Genomic DNA, 15352 nt, shown 5'->3' on the forward strand with positions numbered 1-15352 from the left:
AGGCATACATTATTAGTCTATGTAGTGTGATTTGTCCCGTATGAACACAATAAAAAAAGGCTGTAGAATGATTCATTCTACAGCCTTTAATAGATTAATAATCTATCAACCTTCTAATAATAATGATTTTGGATCTTCAAGCATATCTTTAACAGCAACAAGGAAGCTAACTGCTTCTTTACCATCAACAATACGGTGATCGTAAGATAGTGCAAGGTACATCATCGGACGGTTTTCCATACGCTCGTTATCAATCGCAACTGGACGTACTTGGATTTTATGCATTCCTAGAATACCTACTTGTGGGCTATTTAGGATTGGTGTAGACATTAGAGAACCGAATACACCACCGTTTGTAATTGTAAATGTACCACCTTGTAGCTCTTTTAATGAAAGTTTGTTATCACGTGCTTTTAGACCTAAATTACGAATCTCGCTTTCAATTTCAGCGAAGTTCAATTGGTTAGCATCACGTACAACTGGAACAACTAATCCATCTGGAGCTGCTACTGCAATACCGATATCATAGAATTTTTTAATGATAAGCTCATCGCCTTGAATTTCAGCATTTAATAATGGGAATTGTTTTAATGCTGCAACAACTGCTTTTGTGAAGAATGACATGAAGCCAAGACGCACATCATGTTTTTTCTCGAAAGCATCTTTGCGTTCTTTACGTAATTCCATGATCGCACTCATATCAACTTCGTTAAATGTTGTTAACATTGCAGATGTTTGTTGAACTTCTACAAGACGTTTTGCAATTGTTTGACGGCGGCGGGACATTTTCACACGCTCAACTGGTTTTTCGAATTCAGTTTTTGCAACTGGAGCAGGAGCTGGACTTTTTGGAGCAGCTGGTGCTTCTGTTGGTGCTGCAGCATGAGCTTGTACATCATGTGGTCTCACACGTCCAAGTGGATCTGTGCTGCGTACATCGTTTAAGTCGATTCCTAATTCACGAGCCATTTTGCGAGCAGCTGGTGATGCGATAGGACGATTTGTATTTGGTAAACCTTGCAACGCTTTATTTTGTTCAGCACTTGGAGCTTCTGCTTTCGGTGCTTCAGTAGTTTCTTGTTTTGGTTGCTCAGCCAATGGTGCAGGTGTACTTACTGCAACTGGTGCTCCGTTTGCATCTAAAATTGCGATAGTTGCGCCAACTTCAACTGTATCCCCAGGTTCGCCTAGTAACTTCGATACAATACCTGAATCTTCTGCAATGATTTCTACATTGACTTTGTCAGTCTCAAGCTCAACAACGCTGCCACCTTTCTCAACTTTGTCGCCTACGTTGATAAGCCATTGTGAGATAGTTCCTTCGGTAATAGATTCTGCAAGCTCAGGTACTTTAATTTCGATCATTTTAAATGTCCTCCCCTTATTTGCCTAACGGTGTGTTTTGTCTTCTTTAATCTTCGGTAATCTCCATTTGTTAGCTCGACTTGGGCAGATACTCTGCCCAAGTCGAGCCGGAAAAACTCATTGTTATTTTCAGTTGCTGAAAACTTCAATTTCTTGTTTATCTTGACGGAAGTTGTACTTCACATCTAAAGCGTGTGCAACAATTAGTTCTTGCTCAGCTTTGTGAGCGAATGGATCGCCACCAGATGGGCTAGAACGATCCGGGCGTCCAATGTAACCTGTTTTCACTTTATCTCCAGCTAGTTCGAACAGAATTGGAGCCATGTAATGCCATGCGCCCATATTACGAGGTTCTTCTTGAACCCAAATAATTTCTTCTAAGTTTTTAAAGCGTTTAATAATAGATTGAACTTTTTCAGCAGGGAATGGATACAACTGTTCAATACGAACAACATGAACTTCATCTAAGTTGTACTCATGTTTTCCAGACTCAATTTCTGCAGCTAAGTCAATCGCCATTTTACCTGTACTTAAAACAAGACGTTTTACTTTATTTGGTTTTGTACCAAGGTTTTCTTGTTCTAAAGCAGGTTGGAAACGTCCTTCGCTTAACTGACTAGCAGTTGAAAGCGTAAGTGGATGACGTAATAAACTCTTTGGCGTCATAAGCACTAACGGTCGAACAGCTTCTGTTCCTAAGATAGATGCTTGACGACGTAAAATATGGAAGTATTGTGCCGCGCTCGTTAAGTTTGCAACTGTCCAGTTGTTCTCAGCAGCTAATTGTAAGAAACGCTCTGGACGTGCACTAGAGTGTTCTGGCCCTTGACCTTCATAACCGTGTGGTAATAGAAGAACTAAACCAGATTTTTGACCCCATTTTGCTCTTCCTGCTGAAACATATTGATCAAATAATGCTTGCGCAGTATTTGAGAAGTCACCATATTGAGCTTCCCACATAACAAGAGTCTCTGGAGCAAATACGTTATAACCATATTCATAACCAACAACAGCAGCCTCTGATAATGGACTGTTATGAACAGAGAATGATGCGTTAATGTTCGGTAAACGGTGTAATGGTGAATATGTTTCGTTTGTATCAGTATCGTGTAATACGATATGACGGTGCGCGAATGTACCACGCTGTGAATCTTGACCAGTTAAACGAATTGGCGTGCCTTCTTGTAAGATAGAAGCGAATGCTAACGACTCAGCAAGTGCCCATTCAATTTTACCGTTCTCTTCAAGAGCATCTTTACGGCGCTCAAGAATTTTCTTCACTTTTGGATATACGTTAAAGCCTTCAGGCCAAGATAATAGTCCTTCATTAATTGCACGAAGTGAGTCAATTGAAATACCAGTGTCAATCGGTTGAATTCCTTTTGCAACAACCTCTGGAACTTTTACGTGAATTGTTGCAGCACTCGTATCAGCTGGTGGCACTTGTGCGTATTCAGCCTTTAATTCCTCTTGTATAAACTGAGTAATTGTTTCAATCTCATCTGCATTCAGAACGCCAGCAGATTGTAATTGATCTGCATAAATTGCTCTTACAGTTGGGTGATTTTTAATTTTTTTGTACACTTGTGGTTGCGTAACTGCTGGATCATCCATTTCGTTATGACCATATCGGCGGTAACCGATTAAATCGATTAAGAAGTCTTTTTTGAACAACGTACGATATTGGATCGCAAGGTTAGCAGCAGCAAGACAAGCTTCCGGATCATCAGCGTTTACGTGAACAATCGGGATATCGAAACCTTTTGCAAGGTCGCTTGAATATTTAGTAGAACGAGAATCATAGCTATCAGTCGTAAAGCCGACTGCATTATTAGCGATAACATGAATCGTTCCGCCAGTTTGGTATGCATTTAATCTGCTTAAGTTGAGTGTTTCAGACACAACACCTTGACCAGGGAATGCAGCATCACCATGAACTAAAATTACGAATGATTTTGAAGTATCTTGTTCTGGAAGACCAGATTTTTTACGATTCTCTTGAGCTGCACGTGCGAAACCTTCAACAACAGGGTTAACGAACTCAAGATGACTCGGGTTATTTGCTAATGTAACGCGAGTGCTAACTTCTTCATTACCAACGACTTGCTCTCTACCTAAATGGTATTTCACGTCGCCAGTCCAGCCAGCATTTGCCACTGCACCTTCTATTTTTGCATGTTTGAACTCAGCAAACATGTGAGCATATGGTTTTTCTAGTACGTGAGCGAGTACGCTTAGACGACCACGGTGAGCCATACCAATCATGACATCTTCAACGCCGCCTTTAGCACCTTCTGAAACAATTTCATCTAGTACAGGTACAAGCATATCAACGCCCTCGATAGAGAAACGTTTTTGACCAACGAATGTTTTATGCAAGAATTGCTCGAAACCTTCAACAGCTGTTAAACGTTTTAAAAGAGCAGTTCGTTTTTTATTTGATAATGGTTGACGCAATGAATTTGATTCCACCATTTGATGCAACCACGCGCGTTCTTCACTATCTTGTATATGTGAGAATTCATAAGCTAAAGATTTTGTATAAACGTCTTTTAATCTATGAATTACATCAAGTGCAGTGTGAATACCCTCTGGTGCATCTTGCCATACTGTTTTAGCTGGAATCGCTTTCAAATCAGCATCGCTCAGTTCGTTCAATGCTTTTTCAAGAAGAGATTGTCCATTTGCAGCATCTTCCATCGGATTGATGTGAGCCAACGTATGCCCGAAAGAACGAATCTGTTCAACAAGTTGAACGACTTTAAGAATCTTTTCAATGTTCCCTGTGTTTTGAGGAGAAAAATGTGTTGCTGTGTTGTCCCCTGTTACGACATCATCTTGAAACGAAGGAGCTCCAAAAATTTCAAAAAGCTCTTGTAATTCCGGATCAACAGAACCTGCTCCAGTTACGTAAAGATCATACTGTTCAATAACATAACCAAGGTTCGGACCATGGAACTTGGCCCAAGGGTTTGTCGTTGTATTCTTCCTCGTCATTTGTTTAAACCTCCCAATGCATATAATCCTTTTCCTATACAAAAGGTGCATTTTGCTCTTTTTCAATAATTGATGAACTAAAAATTAATGTAAATTTTATCTTTACTCTTATGTTATTACAATAATTTACATAATACCAAACACTATTACTTATCTGTTTTGTAAAAAAACATTCACAATAACTTATCACCCAAGTTAATCTTTCATGTTATAAAGTAATTTTACAGAAAAATGAGGTGGATATATTTGGTATACCTACATTAATGACTATAATTGTTGCATTTAAATATAAGTAAAGTTATTAGAATGTTTCGATAAATATTAGTTTGAATTATGTATATTGAAATAATAAGCGCTTTCATTGATATTATACAACAATATAACGGAATATAGTATAAAAAATAAAAAATTATGAATTTAGCGTAAACTTTATTTCGATAGTGTTAAATATCGAAAGGAAAATGAAGGATTTCTACAAAAAAAGTGGCTAAACATAAAAAATGGTTCATAAACCGTTAGTTTCTATAAATATGGCGAAAAACAACGTAAAAACAATAGCGCATTTCATCTAATAAGGAGAAGAATGAAATAGTTTAAAAGGATAAAACAAATATGGAGATATTAAATTTTCACAAAAGTGGGGAGGAGATATAGTAACGGATATATACATTGTTCCATGTTTCATTTCAAAATAGACATGATTAAGTTGAAAAAGTTTCTTCTATATAAATAGAATGCAAAATAATCTAAATGAATGTAAAGGAACCTTGACGTAAAGCTTCCTTTACATATATACTCGATATAAGGGAGGAGGGAGAAATTTCCTTGAAAAATAAAATGATCGAATACCGAAAAAAATTTGGACTATCTCAAGAGAAATTGGCTGAGAAACTTGGGGTTTCGAGACAAACCATCATTTCAATTGAAAAAGGGAAATATGATCCATCACTTCCATTAGCATTTGAAATAGCGAAAACATTTCAAACAACGATAGAACATGTATTTATTTATGAAGCAAAAGAAGAGGAGGAGTAAGGATGAATTATTCACAAAAGTACTTTGTTATTATGGGAATTATCTTTTTAATTATGAGTGGATTTATGATACTAGCAGGTATAATGACCCATTCAGCACCGCCAATTCCAACTTATACCGTGCTTGCAATGATGATTATGTGTTTCTGCCTAAGCTACTTGCACCCGCAATTTAAGGAAAAAGATGAGCGAATGAAACTCATTCGTTATAAAGGGATGTTCTTCAGCTTTTTTGCGCTAACAGCATATTATCTTCTTTTCTCTATTGGTTTGAACTTAAAAGTAATTACACTATCTGCGGTTGAATTATTGAATATACTTATGGCACTCACGATGAGTACAGTTTTTATCTCATTTGTTGTTTTATCGAAAAGATATTAAGATGGAAGAGAGAAAGGAAGATTAACATATGCAAATGATGTATGCTTTTGGTATTGGGCTTGTATTATTTTTAGCCGTATTCTTATTTATTCGTAAAGACGTTCAAGGCGGGACGTTAACGAAAAGAGGATTTTATAAAATGATCGGCTGTCTAGTTGTTATGTTTATAGCGATTATCGTAATGATCGTTTTAATAAATCAGTCACTATAGAATTTAAAAATGGAACCTTACTTTTGTAAGGTTTTTCTTTTTGAAAAATAAAACAAAAATTACCATAAAACCCATTTGCTATTTATTCTGTATATCATATAATCCAATAAAATGATAGGTAAGGAGAATAGTATATGAATAAAAAAGCTATCTTCTTCATAGCAGTATGTCTACTATTTATGGCTAGTATTACTTACATAATATGTAACAAACGAGAACAAGTGCCACCTATGTTAGTATGGGAGGGCCAGGAATACTACGTTACGAATGAACCTGTCAAAGTAGAAGAAGTCGGGCAAAAGCTTGGCGAAGTGACAAAGAAAATTGAAACGAGCAAACAACCTACTAAAAATAGCGAATCCAACATATTACAAGAAAAAACAGAAGTAATGGAAGATATAACTGTAACTCAAAAAATGCACGATTTTAGTAGTATTGTAGGTTATGATGAGTATACAGCGAAGGTAGGTGCGGAATATAGTTCGCGCAAGTATGAATTGCTTTTAGAGAAAATTGATGTTCCGGATATTATTCCGTATTTCAGTGATCACGATATAACAATCCGCTTAGAATTGGGAGTAGGGATTTATGGGTATAAGCTTCACATGGGTCAAGAGAAAGGTTTTTATGCATCATACGAAGGTTTTGGAGGAGGTTTTTTCTTGAAACTTGAAAAAAAGGAGTAATCACACATGTTTAAACAAGGACGTATTTTGATGTATATTTTTACCGCGGTTTTATTTTTTTCTTCATTCTTTTTTCCGCAGCCAATGGAAAAAAGGTTTTTAACAGCTATTGCAGCATTGATTATTGGTGGAATAGGTATTGGAATTTCCTATCTATTAGAAATTTTGAGTAACAAGTCGAAGAATATATCTAAAAAGAACGGAGAATGACGATGGAGCTTTTCCCGATTGGTTCAGTTGTAAAGCTAAAAGATCTAAACCGACCTGTTATGATTATTGGAAGAATGGTCATTTCAGCAGATAAACGTGATTTTGATTATGTAGGGGTTCTTTATCCGGTTGGTTATTTAGGTGATGAAAAAGTGTTATGCTTTAATCATGATAAGATTGTAGAGGAAATACATAGAGGGTATTTGAATGAGAGTGAATTAGTTTTACGTGAGAGGTTAGTAGAATTGTAAAAAGATTGAAAAATACATATAGATTTTAAAAACACGATAGGGGAAACAAAATGGGAAAGATAATGAGAACTCTTGTAATCATAGGTATACTTATCCCTCCGGTACTACTGTGGAGTGCACCTGATATTCCTCTAAATGATAAACTGCTGTTTACAGGTTTACAACTAACTGTAGGATTCACCACAGTAGTAGTGTTAGAGGTTATATTTAGAAATCGAAAAAAGAAGAGGGCAAAATAGATATAAATTGTATAGAATGGCAGATAAGAATATTGGTGGTTAATCTTCTCAATAAAAGAAACTAACAGAAGCAGGGAGAAATCCTTGCTTTATTTTTTGTATAGAATTACTAAGTAGAGCATCATTAAATTAGGATATCCGAGGGGGATTACTGTAGGTAAAACTGGGGATCTGTGCTAAATAAACAGTAGTCCCAAGAGTTATCTCACTGGTTTCAGCCATTAAGCAACGATGAGCAAAAGTATGACGGAAAGTATGAGCTGATAAGCGAACATCTTTAAAGTTCATTACTTGCTTGAGTCGCTTAAATATGAGTTTGATACCATTAGGTGTAAGCTGAGTGCCTTCCCGAGTAGTAAAGACGTACTCAGGTGTTTTACCTAGCTCACGTTCTACAAACACCTTGTACTCACAAAGCTCTTTTACAAGCTTGTCCGTGAGAGGGGCAGTTTGCTGCTTACGAGCTTTACCGAATAGGGTTACTGTTTGGTTTACCAAGTCCAATTCATTCCAACGTATATTGATAAGCTCTCCTAATCTAGAGCCAGTTCCTAAAAGGAAAACTATAATAGTGTGATCTCGATAAGCGTAGAAGCTTTTATTTCTTGCTTTCAGCCTCCTATAGTAGCGAAGCATCTGTTTGATATGTTCATCTTGAAAGACTTCAATTTTTATTTCCTCTTTAGCCAGCTTCATTTTACGAATAGGGTTTTCTTTCTCAGCGATAATCTCCTCATGTTGTAAATAGTTAAAGAAAATCTTGAGATGGTGAAGCTTGGTATTTCTAGTTACTACGTTGTTTCCTCTTGTCTTTTGGCAATACATGAGGTAGCTCTTAACAGTTGCTTCTCTAATATCTCGTGTATCTATCAGTTCTCTCTCAGAGCAGAAAATCTGGAACTCATGCATTGTAGCCATATAAGATTGAATTGTACGAGGAGACAGATTAGCGAACTCTTTTTCCTCTTTGAAATCCTTCATAGCAAACTTAAGTAGCATTTTCTTTTCAGTCCTTTCTCAGTTTTATGGAAACAAAAAAGAGGACTACCCCTGAGCCAGCTGGTTTGCTGACTAGAAGTAGTCCTCTGTTAACTTGTGGTGTCTGATGGAGACCTCCACAGTTTTAGCTTTTGAGAATACCCTCTCAAGCCTTGATACTATTAGGTTATATGACCCCGGAGAGGCTCGAACTCACGACCTCCACCCTGTCAAGGTGGCGCTCTCCCTGCTGAGCTACGGGATCTTCAAAATGCTTATGTAGTAGCACCTTTAATCATTATGCTAAAGCAATTATATATAATTAACTGAAATTTTACAATATTTTTATAGTAAGTTTTTAAAGAGGGAGCATGTGCAAGTATATTAGTAGTGAATAAAGGGAGAATTAATAAGGAGAGAACTGAATAGAAAGTAGGTTTTGAATGTAGCGGTTATATTATTTTCGATATTTATCTAAAGGATTTTCGTCACTTAGATCAACAAGTAAAGGACATAAGAATAGCAAAGGTAAAGCGGCGTTAGCATGATGAAAGGTATCATTAGACATATATTGTCTTCCGAAGCAATACGGACAATCTTTTTCAAATGTTATGAGAAGTGACCATACATCTTTTACTTTCCACTTCGTTTTACAATACGTGCAACGCGCCATGGAGTTCCTCCTCATTTTAAGTTTTTTCTAGTATATTCTATTTTATTGTACTAAAGTCAAGTGTATTTAGTGTGATAGAATGTAAGTTGGTTTGTTTTTTTATATGGATGTATTTAGTAATTTATGACCAAATGAATGTAGATTGAGGATTATATAATAATAGATTTTCATTTGCAGCATTCGAATTGGCCAATATATCCTTTTTACAATTTTCAAGAAATCATGTATAAAAGAAGTACAAGATATTTATAAATATTCAGGAGTAGAGGGAGAATTATTGTAATGGTAAGAAAAACGTTTAAGATGCGTGTGTCTAGAAATAGAACGATTTCGATTAATGGATCGATTCTTGATGTGGATGTGACGCATGATGAGTTTTTGCAAGAGTTTGTTGAGTGGGTCGATTCTAAAGGTTGGTCGTTTATGGGGATGACGGATGAGATTACGGCTGAGGAAGCTGGACAAAAGTTAATAGATTCGTTGATTGATGAGAAGGATAAGAAAGAGTAATTCCTTCTTATTTTTTATTGTATATTTATGTTCTTCATCGTAAAGGTGTGATATAGTAAAAAATAGTGAATATTCTTCCAATTTAATACAAATTTTACATAGAGAAGATTGGTAGAGTTATTTTATAGAATGTGAAAGTAAAGTGAAAAGGGAGAGTCATATGGTAAATTTTAAGAAAATTTCGGTTTTTGTTGCGGTTATTTGTTTATTTTTTTTGACGCCTATGACGTTATATGCTGAGACGAATATTGGGGTAAATCCGGAGCAAGTGGCACCGCCGCCTGCGGAAGGGCCGAATGTTTTTAGTCAGTTTGCGACTACGATTGATGCAAAAACAGGAGATGTGTTGTACGACAAAAATGCACATCATCGTGCGTTTCCTGCTAGTATGACAAAAGTGTTAACGGCGATTTTACTGATGGAGCATACGAAGCCAGAGGATCAATTCACGTTTTCACAATTAGCATTAGATCAAGAGAAGAGTAATTATCAAATTGAGTTTCAACCTGGTGAGACTATTAATAGAAATACCGCACTTATGATTTTAATGGTGCTGAGTGCAAATGATGTGTCGTATGCGATTGCGGAGCGTATTGGAGGAAGTGTTGAAAATTTCGCCAATATGATGAATGAAAAGGCGAAGCAATTAGGGGCTAAAGATAGCCATTTTGTAACGCCGAATGGGTTGCATGATCCAAATCATTATACGACGCCGTATGATATGGCAATGATTACAAGAGGTGTACAAAAGTATCCCGAAATTTTACAAGCGATGAATACGAAAAGAACGACGGTTACGACATCTACGCAAACAGTGTCTATTTTTAATAAGTCTACTTATTTTGAAAATCCATATAGCATTGGTGGTAAGACAGGATTTACGAATGAAGCGCGCAATACGCTCGTTTTATTAAATGAGAAGGATGGTAATCGTATTATAAATGTAGTAATGGCTTCTCAAAGACCTGAAATTTATGAAGATTTGAAGCAGATGGCGGAATATTCTTTTGGGCAATTTACGAAGCAAACTGTACTAGATAAACATAGTTGGCATCAAAAGACAACGTATTTAAATAAAGATATTGATAGTGAACTTGAAAAAAGTGTAGAACTTATGCTTAAGAAAGATGAAGGGAAAAATGTGAGAACGACTTTCCGGGCGGCTTCATTAGATAAAGATTCGTTGTATCATAAAGGAATCCACCGTGGTGAGGTAGTTGGTGCAGTTGATATTACGAAGAATAATCAAACGATTGCGACGATAAATGTTCTTTCAAAAGAAGATGTTACTTTTGCGATGCCTAAAAAAGATACAGTTGAACCTGAAGTAAAGGAATCAAATGTGAAAGTGATAAGTGTTGGGATAGGTGCGATTGTATTATTTGGAGCGATTTTATATGTAGTGCTGCGCCGAAATAACCAAGGCATGAAATCAGAAGAGAAGTAAATAGCTAATATGGAGACTGTGATGAGATTTTGTCACGGTCTTTTTTGCGTTAATATACCCCTTTAAGATAACTAATAATTGTAAATTTTCTTATTGCATTCCTCTACTGTTCGTTATATTATTTAGTTGTGTTCTTGCTAGAGAACAAAGGTGGATATTGCATACTTCAAATAATATAAAACACCGGAGAGGGAGAGAGATGATGAAATTAATTTGGAAAGTGATTAGCAACGTTATCTCATTTGTTTTATTTGCGGTAATGGTTTGTTTAGCTTTTGTAGTTATTTCTTCAAAAGCGAGTGGTGGTGATCCAACAGTGATGGGATATCAATTTAAGAGCGTTCTTTCAGGATCGATGGAACCAACATTTTTGACAGGGTCAATCATTGCGATAGAGCCAACGAAAGATGGTTCTAAATATCAAAAAGGTGATGTTATTACGTTTAAAGAGAAAGAAAACAAAATTGTCACTCACCGTATTATCGGTGTGAAAGATATAAACGGAAAAGTAATGTATGAAACAAAAGGGGATAACAACAACGGACCAGATTTAGCACCAGTACTTGCAGAGAATGTAATCGGAAAATATGTAGATATTACAGTTCCATACCTTGGTTATGGACTGAATTATGCGAGTTCAAAAGCGGGATCAGCATTACTTCTTATTATTCCAGGAGTCTTTTTACTTGGCTATTCCGCGATTTCTATTTTTGGCGCTATTCGTAGCATCGACGGAGAAAAGAAAGATAAAAAAGTAGAACAATCCGTCTAGTTATCGTAGTTATAATTTCCTACTAGGAAATTAACAAATATATATATTATGGGGGATTTGGACATGACTTTAAAGAAAAGATTAGGGATGGGCATCGCATCAGCAGTACTAGGAGCAGCATTAGTTGGTGGAGGAACATTTGCATTCTTTAGCGATAAAGAAGTGTCAAATAATACATTTGCGTCTGGGACATTGGATTTAGCGCTGAACCCATCAACAATTGTGAAAGTGGATAATTTAAAACCAGGTGATACAATTGAAAAAGAGTTTACATTAGAGAATAAAGGTACATTAGATATTAAAAAAGTATTATTAAATACGGAGTATGATGTAGAAGATGTGAAGAAGGATAATAAGAGAGACTTTGGTGAAGACATTGAAGTAGTTTTCTTAAAAAATATTGATAAACATGAGGACGTAATTAAGAGAATGACATTAAAAGAGTTGAAGAGTACAACAATGACTGCTGCAGAAAATGATATAGTAAGTTGGCTGTCGCCTGAGAAAGGTATTGAAGCAGGAACTAGTGATTCATTTAAAGTGAAATTCCACTTCAAAAATAAAAATGAAAATCAAAATGAATTCCAAGGTGATAAACTTCAATTAAAATGGACATTTGAGGCACAACAAGGCGATGGTGTGGAGAAGAAATAATCATACTGAAAAGAGACTATCAAAAGTAGTCTTTTTTTGTGCTAAACGGGAAATGTAAAAAGAAACATAATTTGTATTTCATTTTGTAATTCACTTTATTATAATAAAGTTATAGTTCTTGATAAAGAACAAGTTGTTCGATAGGAGAGATTAAAATGCTTAAGGCACCTCGTAAATTCAAAAAGATGCTTATATTGCCATGTTTGTGCTCTATTACTTTTTATTTAGGTTCTCAAATGATGACTTATACCGAAGCAGCTTTCATTCATGAGACGAAAGTGCAGGCTACTATTTCTACAGCAAGTATTTTTCCAAAAACAGTTGATCAGTTAACAAAGCAAGCTAATCAGCATAAGGAAGTTATTTTGCATGAGTATGGAGAGATGAAATCAAAATTAACTTTCACTTCCACTCAAGAGCTAGAACAGACACTTGCTACGTGGAAACAAGGACGTGAGAAAATTGTTGCGGAGAGAGAACTGTTACAAAAAGTATATGTATCAATAGAAAATCCGTATAACGAAGTGAAAGAAGAGTTAAAGGAAAATAAAAGTGAATCCACTAAGCAAGTATTCTCTTATGTGAATGCTGGTTTTCATATAGTGAAAGAAAACTGTGAGTATGTTGATAAAGAGGTTAATTTACAGGTAATTGATAAACAAATTCAAGCTTTTGAGAAATTATTAGTAGATGAAACAGAAAAGAAAAAGAACCTAGAAGAGAGTAAGAAGCAGGAAGAAGCGAAAAAGCTAGAAGAGAGTAAGAAGCAGGAAGAAGCGAAAAAGCTAGAAGAGAGTAAGAAGCAAGAAGAAGCGGAAAAGCTAGAGGAAAGTAAGAAGCAAGAAGAAGCGAAAAAGCTAGAGGAAAGTAAGAAGCAAGAAGAAGCGAAAAAACTAGAGGAAAGTAAGAAGCAAGAAGAAGCGAAAAAGCTAGAGGAAAGTAAGAAACAAGAAGAAGCGAAAAAGCTAGAAGAGAGCAAGAAACAGGAAGAAGCGAAAAAGTTAGAAGAGAGCAAGAAACAAGAAGAACAGAAGAAATAGGAATAGCAAGTAAAATACAGCAGCATTTCGGAAGGTATAAATACAATCATAAGACAAATAGATGAGAGAGCCCTACTACTCATCTGTTTGCTTTGTTTTTTTCGAAGGTATAAGGGCCAAAAAATTCAACGAATGCGAGGAAGTTAGTTGGCCGCACGCTATTTGGTGAAGGTTAATAATCAGTGGGGATGGACAAAAACCACTGATTAAAGTTTTATTTTATTTCTCAATAATTTTCTGGGAAAAATAAAAAATGTTGAGAAATAAAAATAATCAAAAAATATGTTGTATTTATATAGTTTCGTTCGTTATAATGAACTTGAGGTTTTCAAAAAAGAACAAATATTAGCTAAGCTAATATAGTTTTAGTTACACCTCGTATTTGAAATAAGAAATAAGCATGTAAAAATACAAAAAATGGCTAGGGGGAATTTATTGTGAGTCTAAAGAAAAAATTAGGTATGGGAGTTGCATCAGCAGCACTGGGGTTATCTTTAATTGGTGGAGGAACATTCGCATTCTTTAGCGATAAAGAAGTGTCGAACAATACATTTGCAGCTGGGACATTAGATCTTGCTTTAAACCCTAAAACAATTGTTGATATTAAAGACCTAAAGCCAGGGGATTCAGTTAAGAAAGAGTTCTTATTACAGAACAACGGAACGTTAGCAATTAAAGATGTTAAATTAGCGACAAAGTACAGTATTGCAGATGCAAAAGGTGATAATGCTGGTGAAGACTTCGGTAAGCATATTAAAGTGAAATTCCTTTGGAACTGGGATAAACAAAGTGAGCCTGTATATGAAACAACTTTAGCAGATTTACAAAATGTGGATCCAGATGTTTTAGCTAAAGACATCTTTGCTCCAGAGTGGGGTGAAAAAGGTGGCTTAGAAGCTGGAACAGAAGACTATCTATGGGTACAATTTGTATTCGAAGATGATGGTAAAGATCAAAACAAATTCCAAGGCGATTCATTGAACTTAGAATGGACATTCAACGCAAGCCAAACAGATGGCGAAGAAAAATAATAAAAAAAAGCGGGTATCCCCCGCTTTTTTTTTATAAAGAAAAAGAAGTGCCGTTTTAAGCACTCCTTACTATGTATTATTTTTGATTTTTCTTCCATTGTGTAAACTCGAGAAACTCACGAAACTGTTCTTTTGAGACACCAGAGCTCATCGCATCTTTAACGAGCTGTGTCCATTCGGAGTCTAGATGACTTTCCGTAGTTGTTTCATCGTGAAGTAAAGTATCGACTGGAATTTGTAGAACAGCTGCAATTTTTTCAAGAAACTGGATGGAAGGGTTTTTTTGTAAATTTCGTTCTATAGAACTAATGTAAGATTTAGCGACACCAGCTTTTTCGGCGAGTTCTGTTAGTGAAATACCTTTTTGTAAACGAAGGCGTTTTATACGTTCTCCTATCATATTTGCGCACCTTTCTATCAATATGTAGTCGTCTTATGATGTCATTATTATAACATAAAATTCGTTAAAAAGAACAAGGCTATTAAGCCTGGCTCGTATGCTTCATACGTTGAAAAAAGTGTTCAATATCTTGCAGGGCAATGCCAGCATCTAGAGCTTCAAGTATTAAATCAATCCATTCTTGATCTAGTGAGTCAGCCTTATCTTTGTACAAGTGTAATTCCTCCCTAATTATTGGTCATAATTGCTGCTACATAGTAGACGATAATTAACCGATTTTTATATTTTATGTGTCAAATTATCGAATATTTTGTAGATGAAACAAAGATAAAATCCCCATTAAATTCCCTCTATGGCGATTATAAAGTTTCTGACAAATATTTTCAATATTTTCTGAAAACATTGTTGAATTGTGATATATTCGTATACTAACTATGTAATTTTTACAAATATATTAAAAAAATTACATAATA

At 35.6% G+C, this 15352-nt stretch carries 18 protein-coding genes, 1 tRNA gene and 1 pseudogene; 13 read left to right on the forward strand and 7 right to left on the reverse strand.

Annotated elements, in window-relative coordinates:
* Nucleotides 1–105: 105 nt before the first annotated feature.
* The gene (odhB, locus tag MRBLBA3_RS04810) at nt 106–1365 is read right to left on the reverse strand and encodes a 2-oxoglutarate dehydrogenase complex dihydrolipoyllysine-residue succinyltransferase (RefSeq protein ID WP_000569917.1); all 1260 of its coding nucleotides are present in this window, start codon (nt 1363–1365) and stop codon (nt 106–108) included.
* A 129-nt stretch (nt 1366–1494) separates the two neighbouring features.
* Nucleotides 1495–4362: a 2-oxoglutarate dehydrogenase E1 component gene (gene odhA, locus MRBLBA3_RS04815; protein ID WP_363379984.1), complete on the reverse strand. Its 2868-nt coding sequence runs from the start codon at nt 4360–4362 to the stop codon at nt 1495–1497.
* 825 nt (nt 4363–5187) lie between these two features.
* Here odhA and MRBLBA3_RS04820 point away from each other — a divergent pair.
* The 7 genes and pseudogenes from MRBLBA3_RS04820 (at nt 5188) to MRBLBA3_RS04850 (ending at nt 7374) form a co-directional block, all read left to right on the forward strand.
* A complete protein-coding gene (locus MRBLBA3_RS04820; protein WP_363379986.1) occupies nt 5188–5397 on the forward strand; it encodes a helix-turn-helix transcriptional regulator in 210 nt (69 codons plus the stop codon).
* Nucleotides 5398–5399: 2 nt separating this feature from the next.
* The gene (locus tag MRBLBA3_RS04825; RefSeq protein WP_001109920.1) at nt 5400–5777 is read left to right on the forward strand and encodes a hypothetical protein; all 378 of its coding nucleotides are present in this window, start codon (nt 5400–5402) and stop codon (nt 5775–5777) included.
* Between the two features lie 28 nt (nt 5778–5805).
* Nucleotides 5806–5988, forward strand: coding sequence for a DUF3976 domain-containing protein (locus tag MRBLBA3_RS04830; RefSeq protein ID WP_001178300.1), 183 nt, complete (start codon nt 5806–5808; stop codon nt 5986–5988).
* A gap of 134 nt (nt 5989–6122) precedes the next feature.
* A pseudogene (locus tag MRBLBA3_RS04835) lies at nt 6123–6389 on the forward strand (hypothetical protein); the annotation flags it as partial.
* A 291-nt stretch (nt 6390–6680) separates the two neighbouring features.
* Nucleotides 6681–6884, forward strand: a complete 204-nt coding sequence (locus MRBLBA3_RS04840) for a hypothetical protein (protein ID WP_000476182.1) — start codon at nt 6681–6683, stop codon at nt 6882–6884.
* 2 nt (nt 6885–6886) lie between these two features.
* Nucleotides 6887–7135 (forward strand): DUF4176 domain-containing protein, encoded by a 249-nt coding sequence (locus MRBLBA3_RS04845; protein ID WP_363379989.1) that lies wholly within the window; start codon nt 6887–6889, stop codon nt 7133–7135.
* Between the two features lie 50 nt (nt 7136–7185).
* A complete protein-coding gene (locus MRBLBA3_RS04850) occupies nt 7186–7374 on the forward strand; it encodes a hypothetical protein (RefSeq protein ID WP_000516419.1) in 189 nt (62 codons plus the stop codon).
* Nucleotides 7375–7503: 129 nt separating this feature from the next.
* On the opposite strand, the gene MRBLBA3_RS04855 is transcribed toward MRBLBA3_RS04850, so the two are convergent.
* The 3 genes from MRBLBA3_RS04855 to MRBLBA3_RS04865 all read right to left on the reverse strand — a co-directional run bounded on the left by MRBLBA3_RS04855 (nt 7504) and on the right by MRBLBA3_RS04865 (nt 9025).
* Nucleotides 7504–8373, reverse strand: coding sequence for a tyrosine-type recombinase/integrase (locus MRBLBA3_RS04855; RefSeq protein WP_363379992.1), 870 nt, complete (start codon nt 8371–8373; stop codon nt 7504–7506).
* Nucleotides 8374–8544: 171 nt separating this feature from the next.
* Nucleotides 8545–8617, reverse strand: a tRNA-Val gene (locus tag MRBLBA3_RS04860).
* 192 nt (nt 8618–8809) lie between these two features.
* The gene (locus MRBLBA3_RS04865) at nt 8810–9025 is read right to left on the reverse strand and encodes a hypothetical protein (protein WP_044741019.1); all 216 of its coding nucleotides are present in this window, start codon (nt 9023–9025) and stop codon (nt 8810–8812) included.
* Between the two features lie 282 nt (nt 9026–9307).
* Between MRBLBA3_RS04865 and MRBLBA3_RS04870 the strand changes: the two genes are divergently transcribed.
* The 6 genes from MRBLBA3_RS04870 (at nt 9308) to calY (ending at nt 14479) form a co-directional block, all read left to right on the forward strand.
* Nucleotides 9308–9535 (forward strand): hypothetical protein, encoded by a 228-nt coding sequence (locus tag MRBLBA3_RS04870; protein ID WP_000251863.1) that lies wholly within the window; start codon nt 9308–9310, stop codon nt 9533–9535.
* A gap of 160 nt (nt 9536–9695) precedes the next feature.
* Nucleotides 9696–10982 carry a D-alanyl-D-alanine carboxypeptidase family protein gene (locus tag MRBLBA3_RS04875; protein WP_363379995.1) on the forward strand — a complete coding sequence of 429 codons (1287 nt, stop codon included), beginning with the start codon at nt 9696–9698 and terminating at the stop codon, nt 10980–10982.
* A gap of 202 nt (nt 10983–11184) precedes the next feature.
* Nucleotides 11185–11754, forward strand: coding sequence for a signal peptidase I SipW (gene sipW, locus MRBLBA3_RS04880; protein WP_363380167.1), 570 nt, complete (start codon nt 11185–11187; stop codon nt 11752–11754).
* A gap of 63 nt (nt 11755–11817) precedes the next feature.
* On the forward strand, nt 11818–12408 hold the full coding sequence (locus tag MRBLBA3_RS04885) for a TasA family protein (RefSeq protein ID WP_363379998.1): 591 nt from the start codon (nt 11818–11820) through the stop codon (nt 12406–12408).
* Between the two features lie 155 nt (nt 12409–12563).
* The gene (locus MRBLBA3_RS04890) at nt 12564–13448 is read left to right on the forward strand and encodes a DUF4047 domain-containing protein (RefSeq protein ID WP_363380000.1); all 885 of its coding nucleotides are present in this window, start codon (nt 12564–12566) and stop codon (nt 13446–13448) included.
* 437 nt (nt 13449–13885) lie between these two features.
* Complete coding sequence (gene calY, locus MRBLBA3_RS04895) at nt 13886–14479, forward strand: biofilm matrix protein CalY (RefSeq protein WP_212089694.1); 594 nt, start codon at nt 13886–13888, stop codon at nt 14477–14479.
* A 76-nt stretch (nt 14480–14555) separates the two neighbouring features.
* Here calY and MRBLBA3_RS04900 read toward each other — a convergent pair whose 3' ends face one another.
* The gene (locus MRBLBA3_RS04900; protein WP_000578889.1) at nt 14556–14879 is read right to left on the reverse strand and encodes a helix-turn-helix domain-containing protein; all 324 of its coding nucleotides are present in this window, start codon (nt 14877–14879) and stop codon (nt 14556–14558) included.
* Between the two features lie 82 nt (nt 14880–14961).
* Nucleotides 14962–15093, reverse strand: coding sequence for an anti-repressor SinI family protein (locus tag MRBLBA3_RS04905; protein ID WP_212089696.1), 132 nt, complete (start codon nt 15091–15093; stop codon nt 14962–14964).
* Nucleotides 15094–15352: the final 259 nt, after the last annotated feature.

It is taken from the genome of Bacillus sp. LBA3-1-1.1, from assembly GCF_040676495.1.
Classification (GTDB): domain Bacteria; phylum Bacillota; class Bacilli; order Bacillales; family Bacillaceae_G; genus Bacillus_A; species Bacillus_A nitratireducens.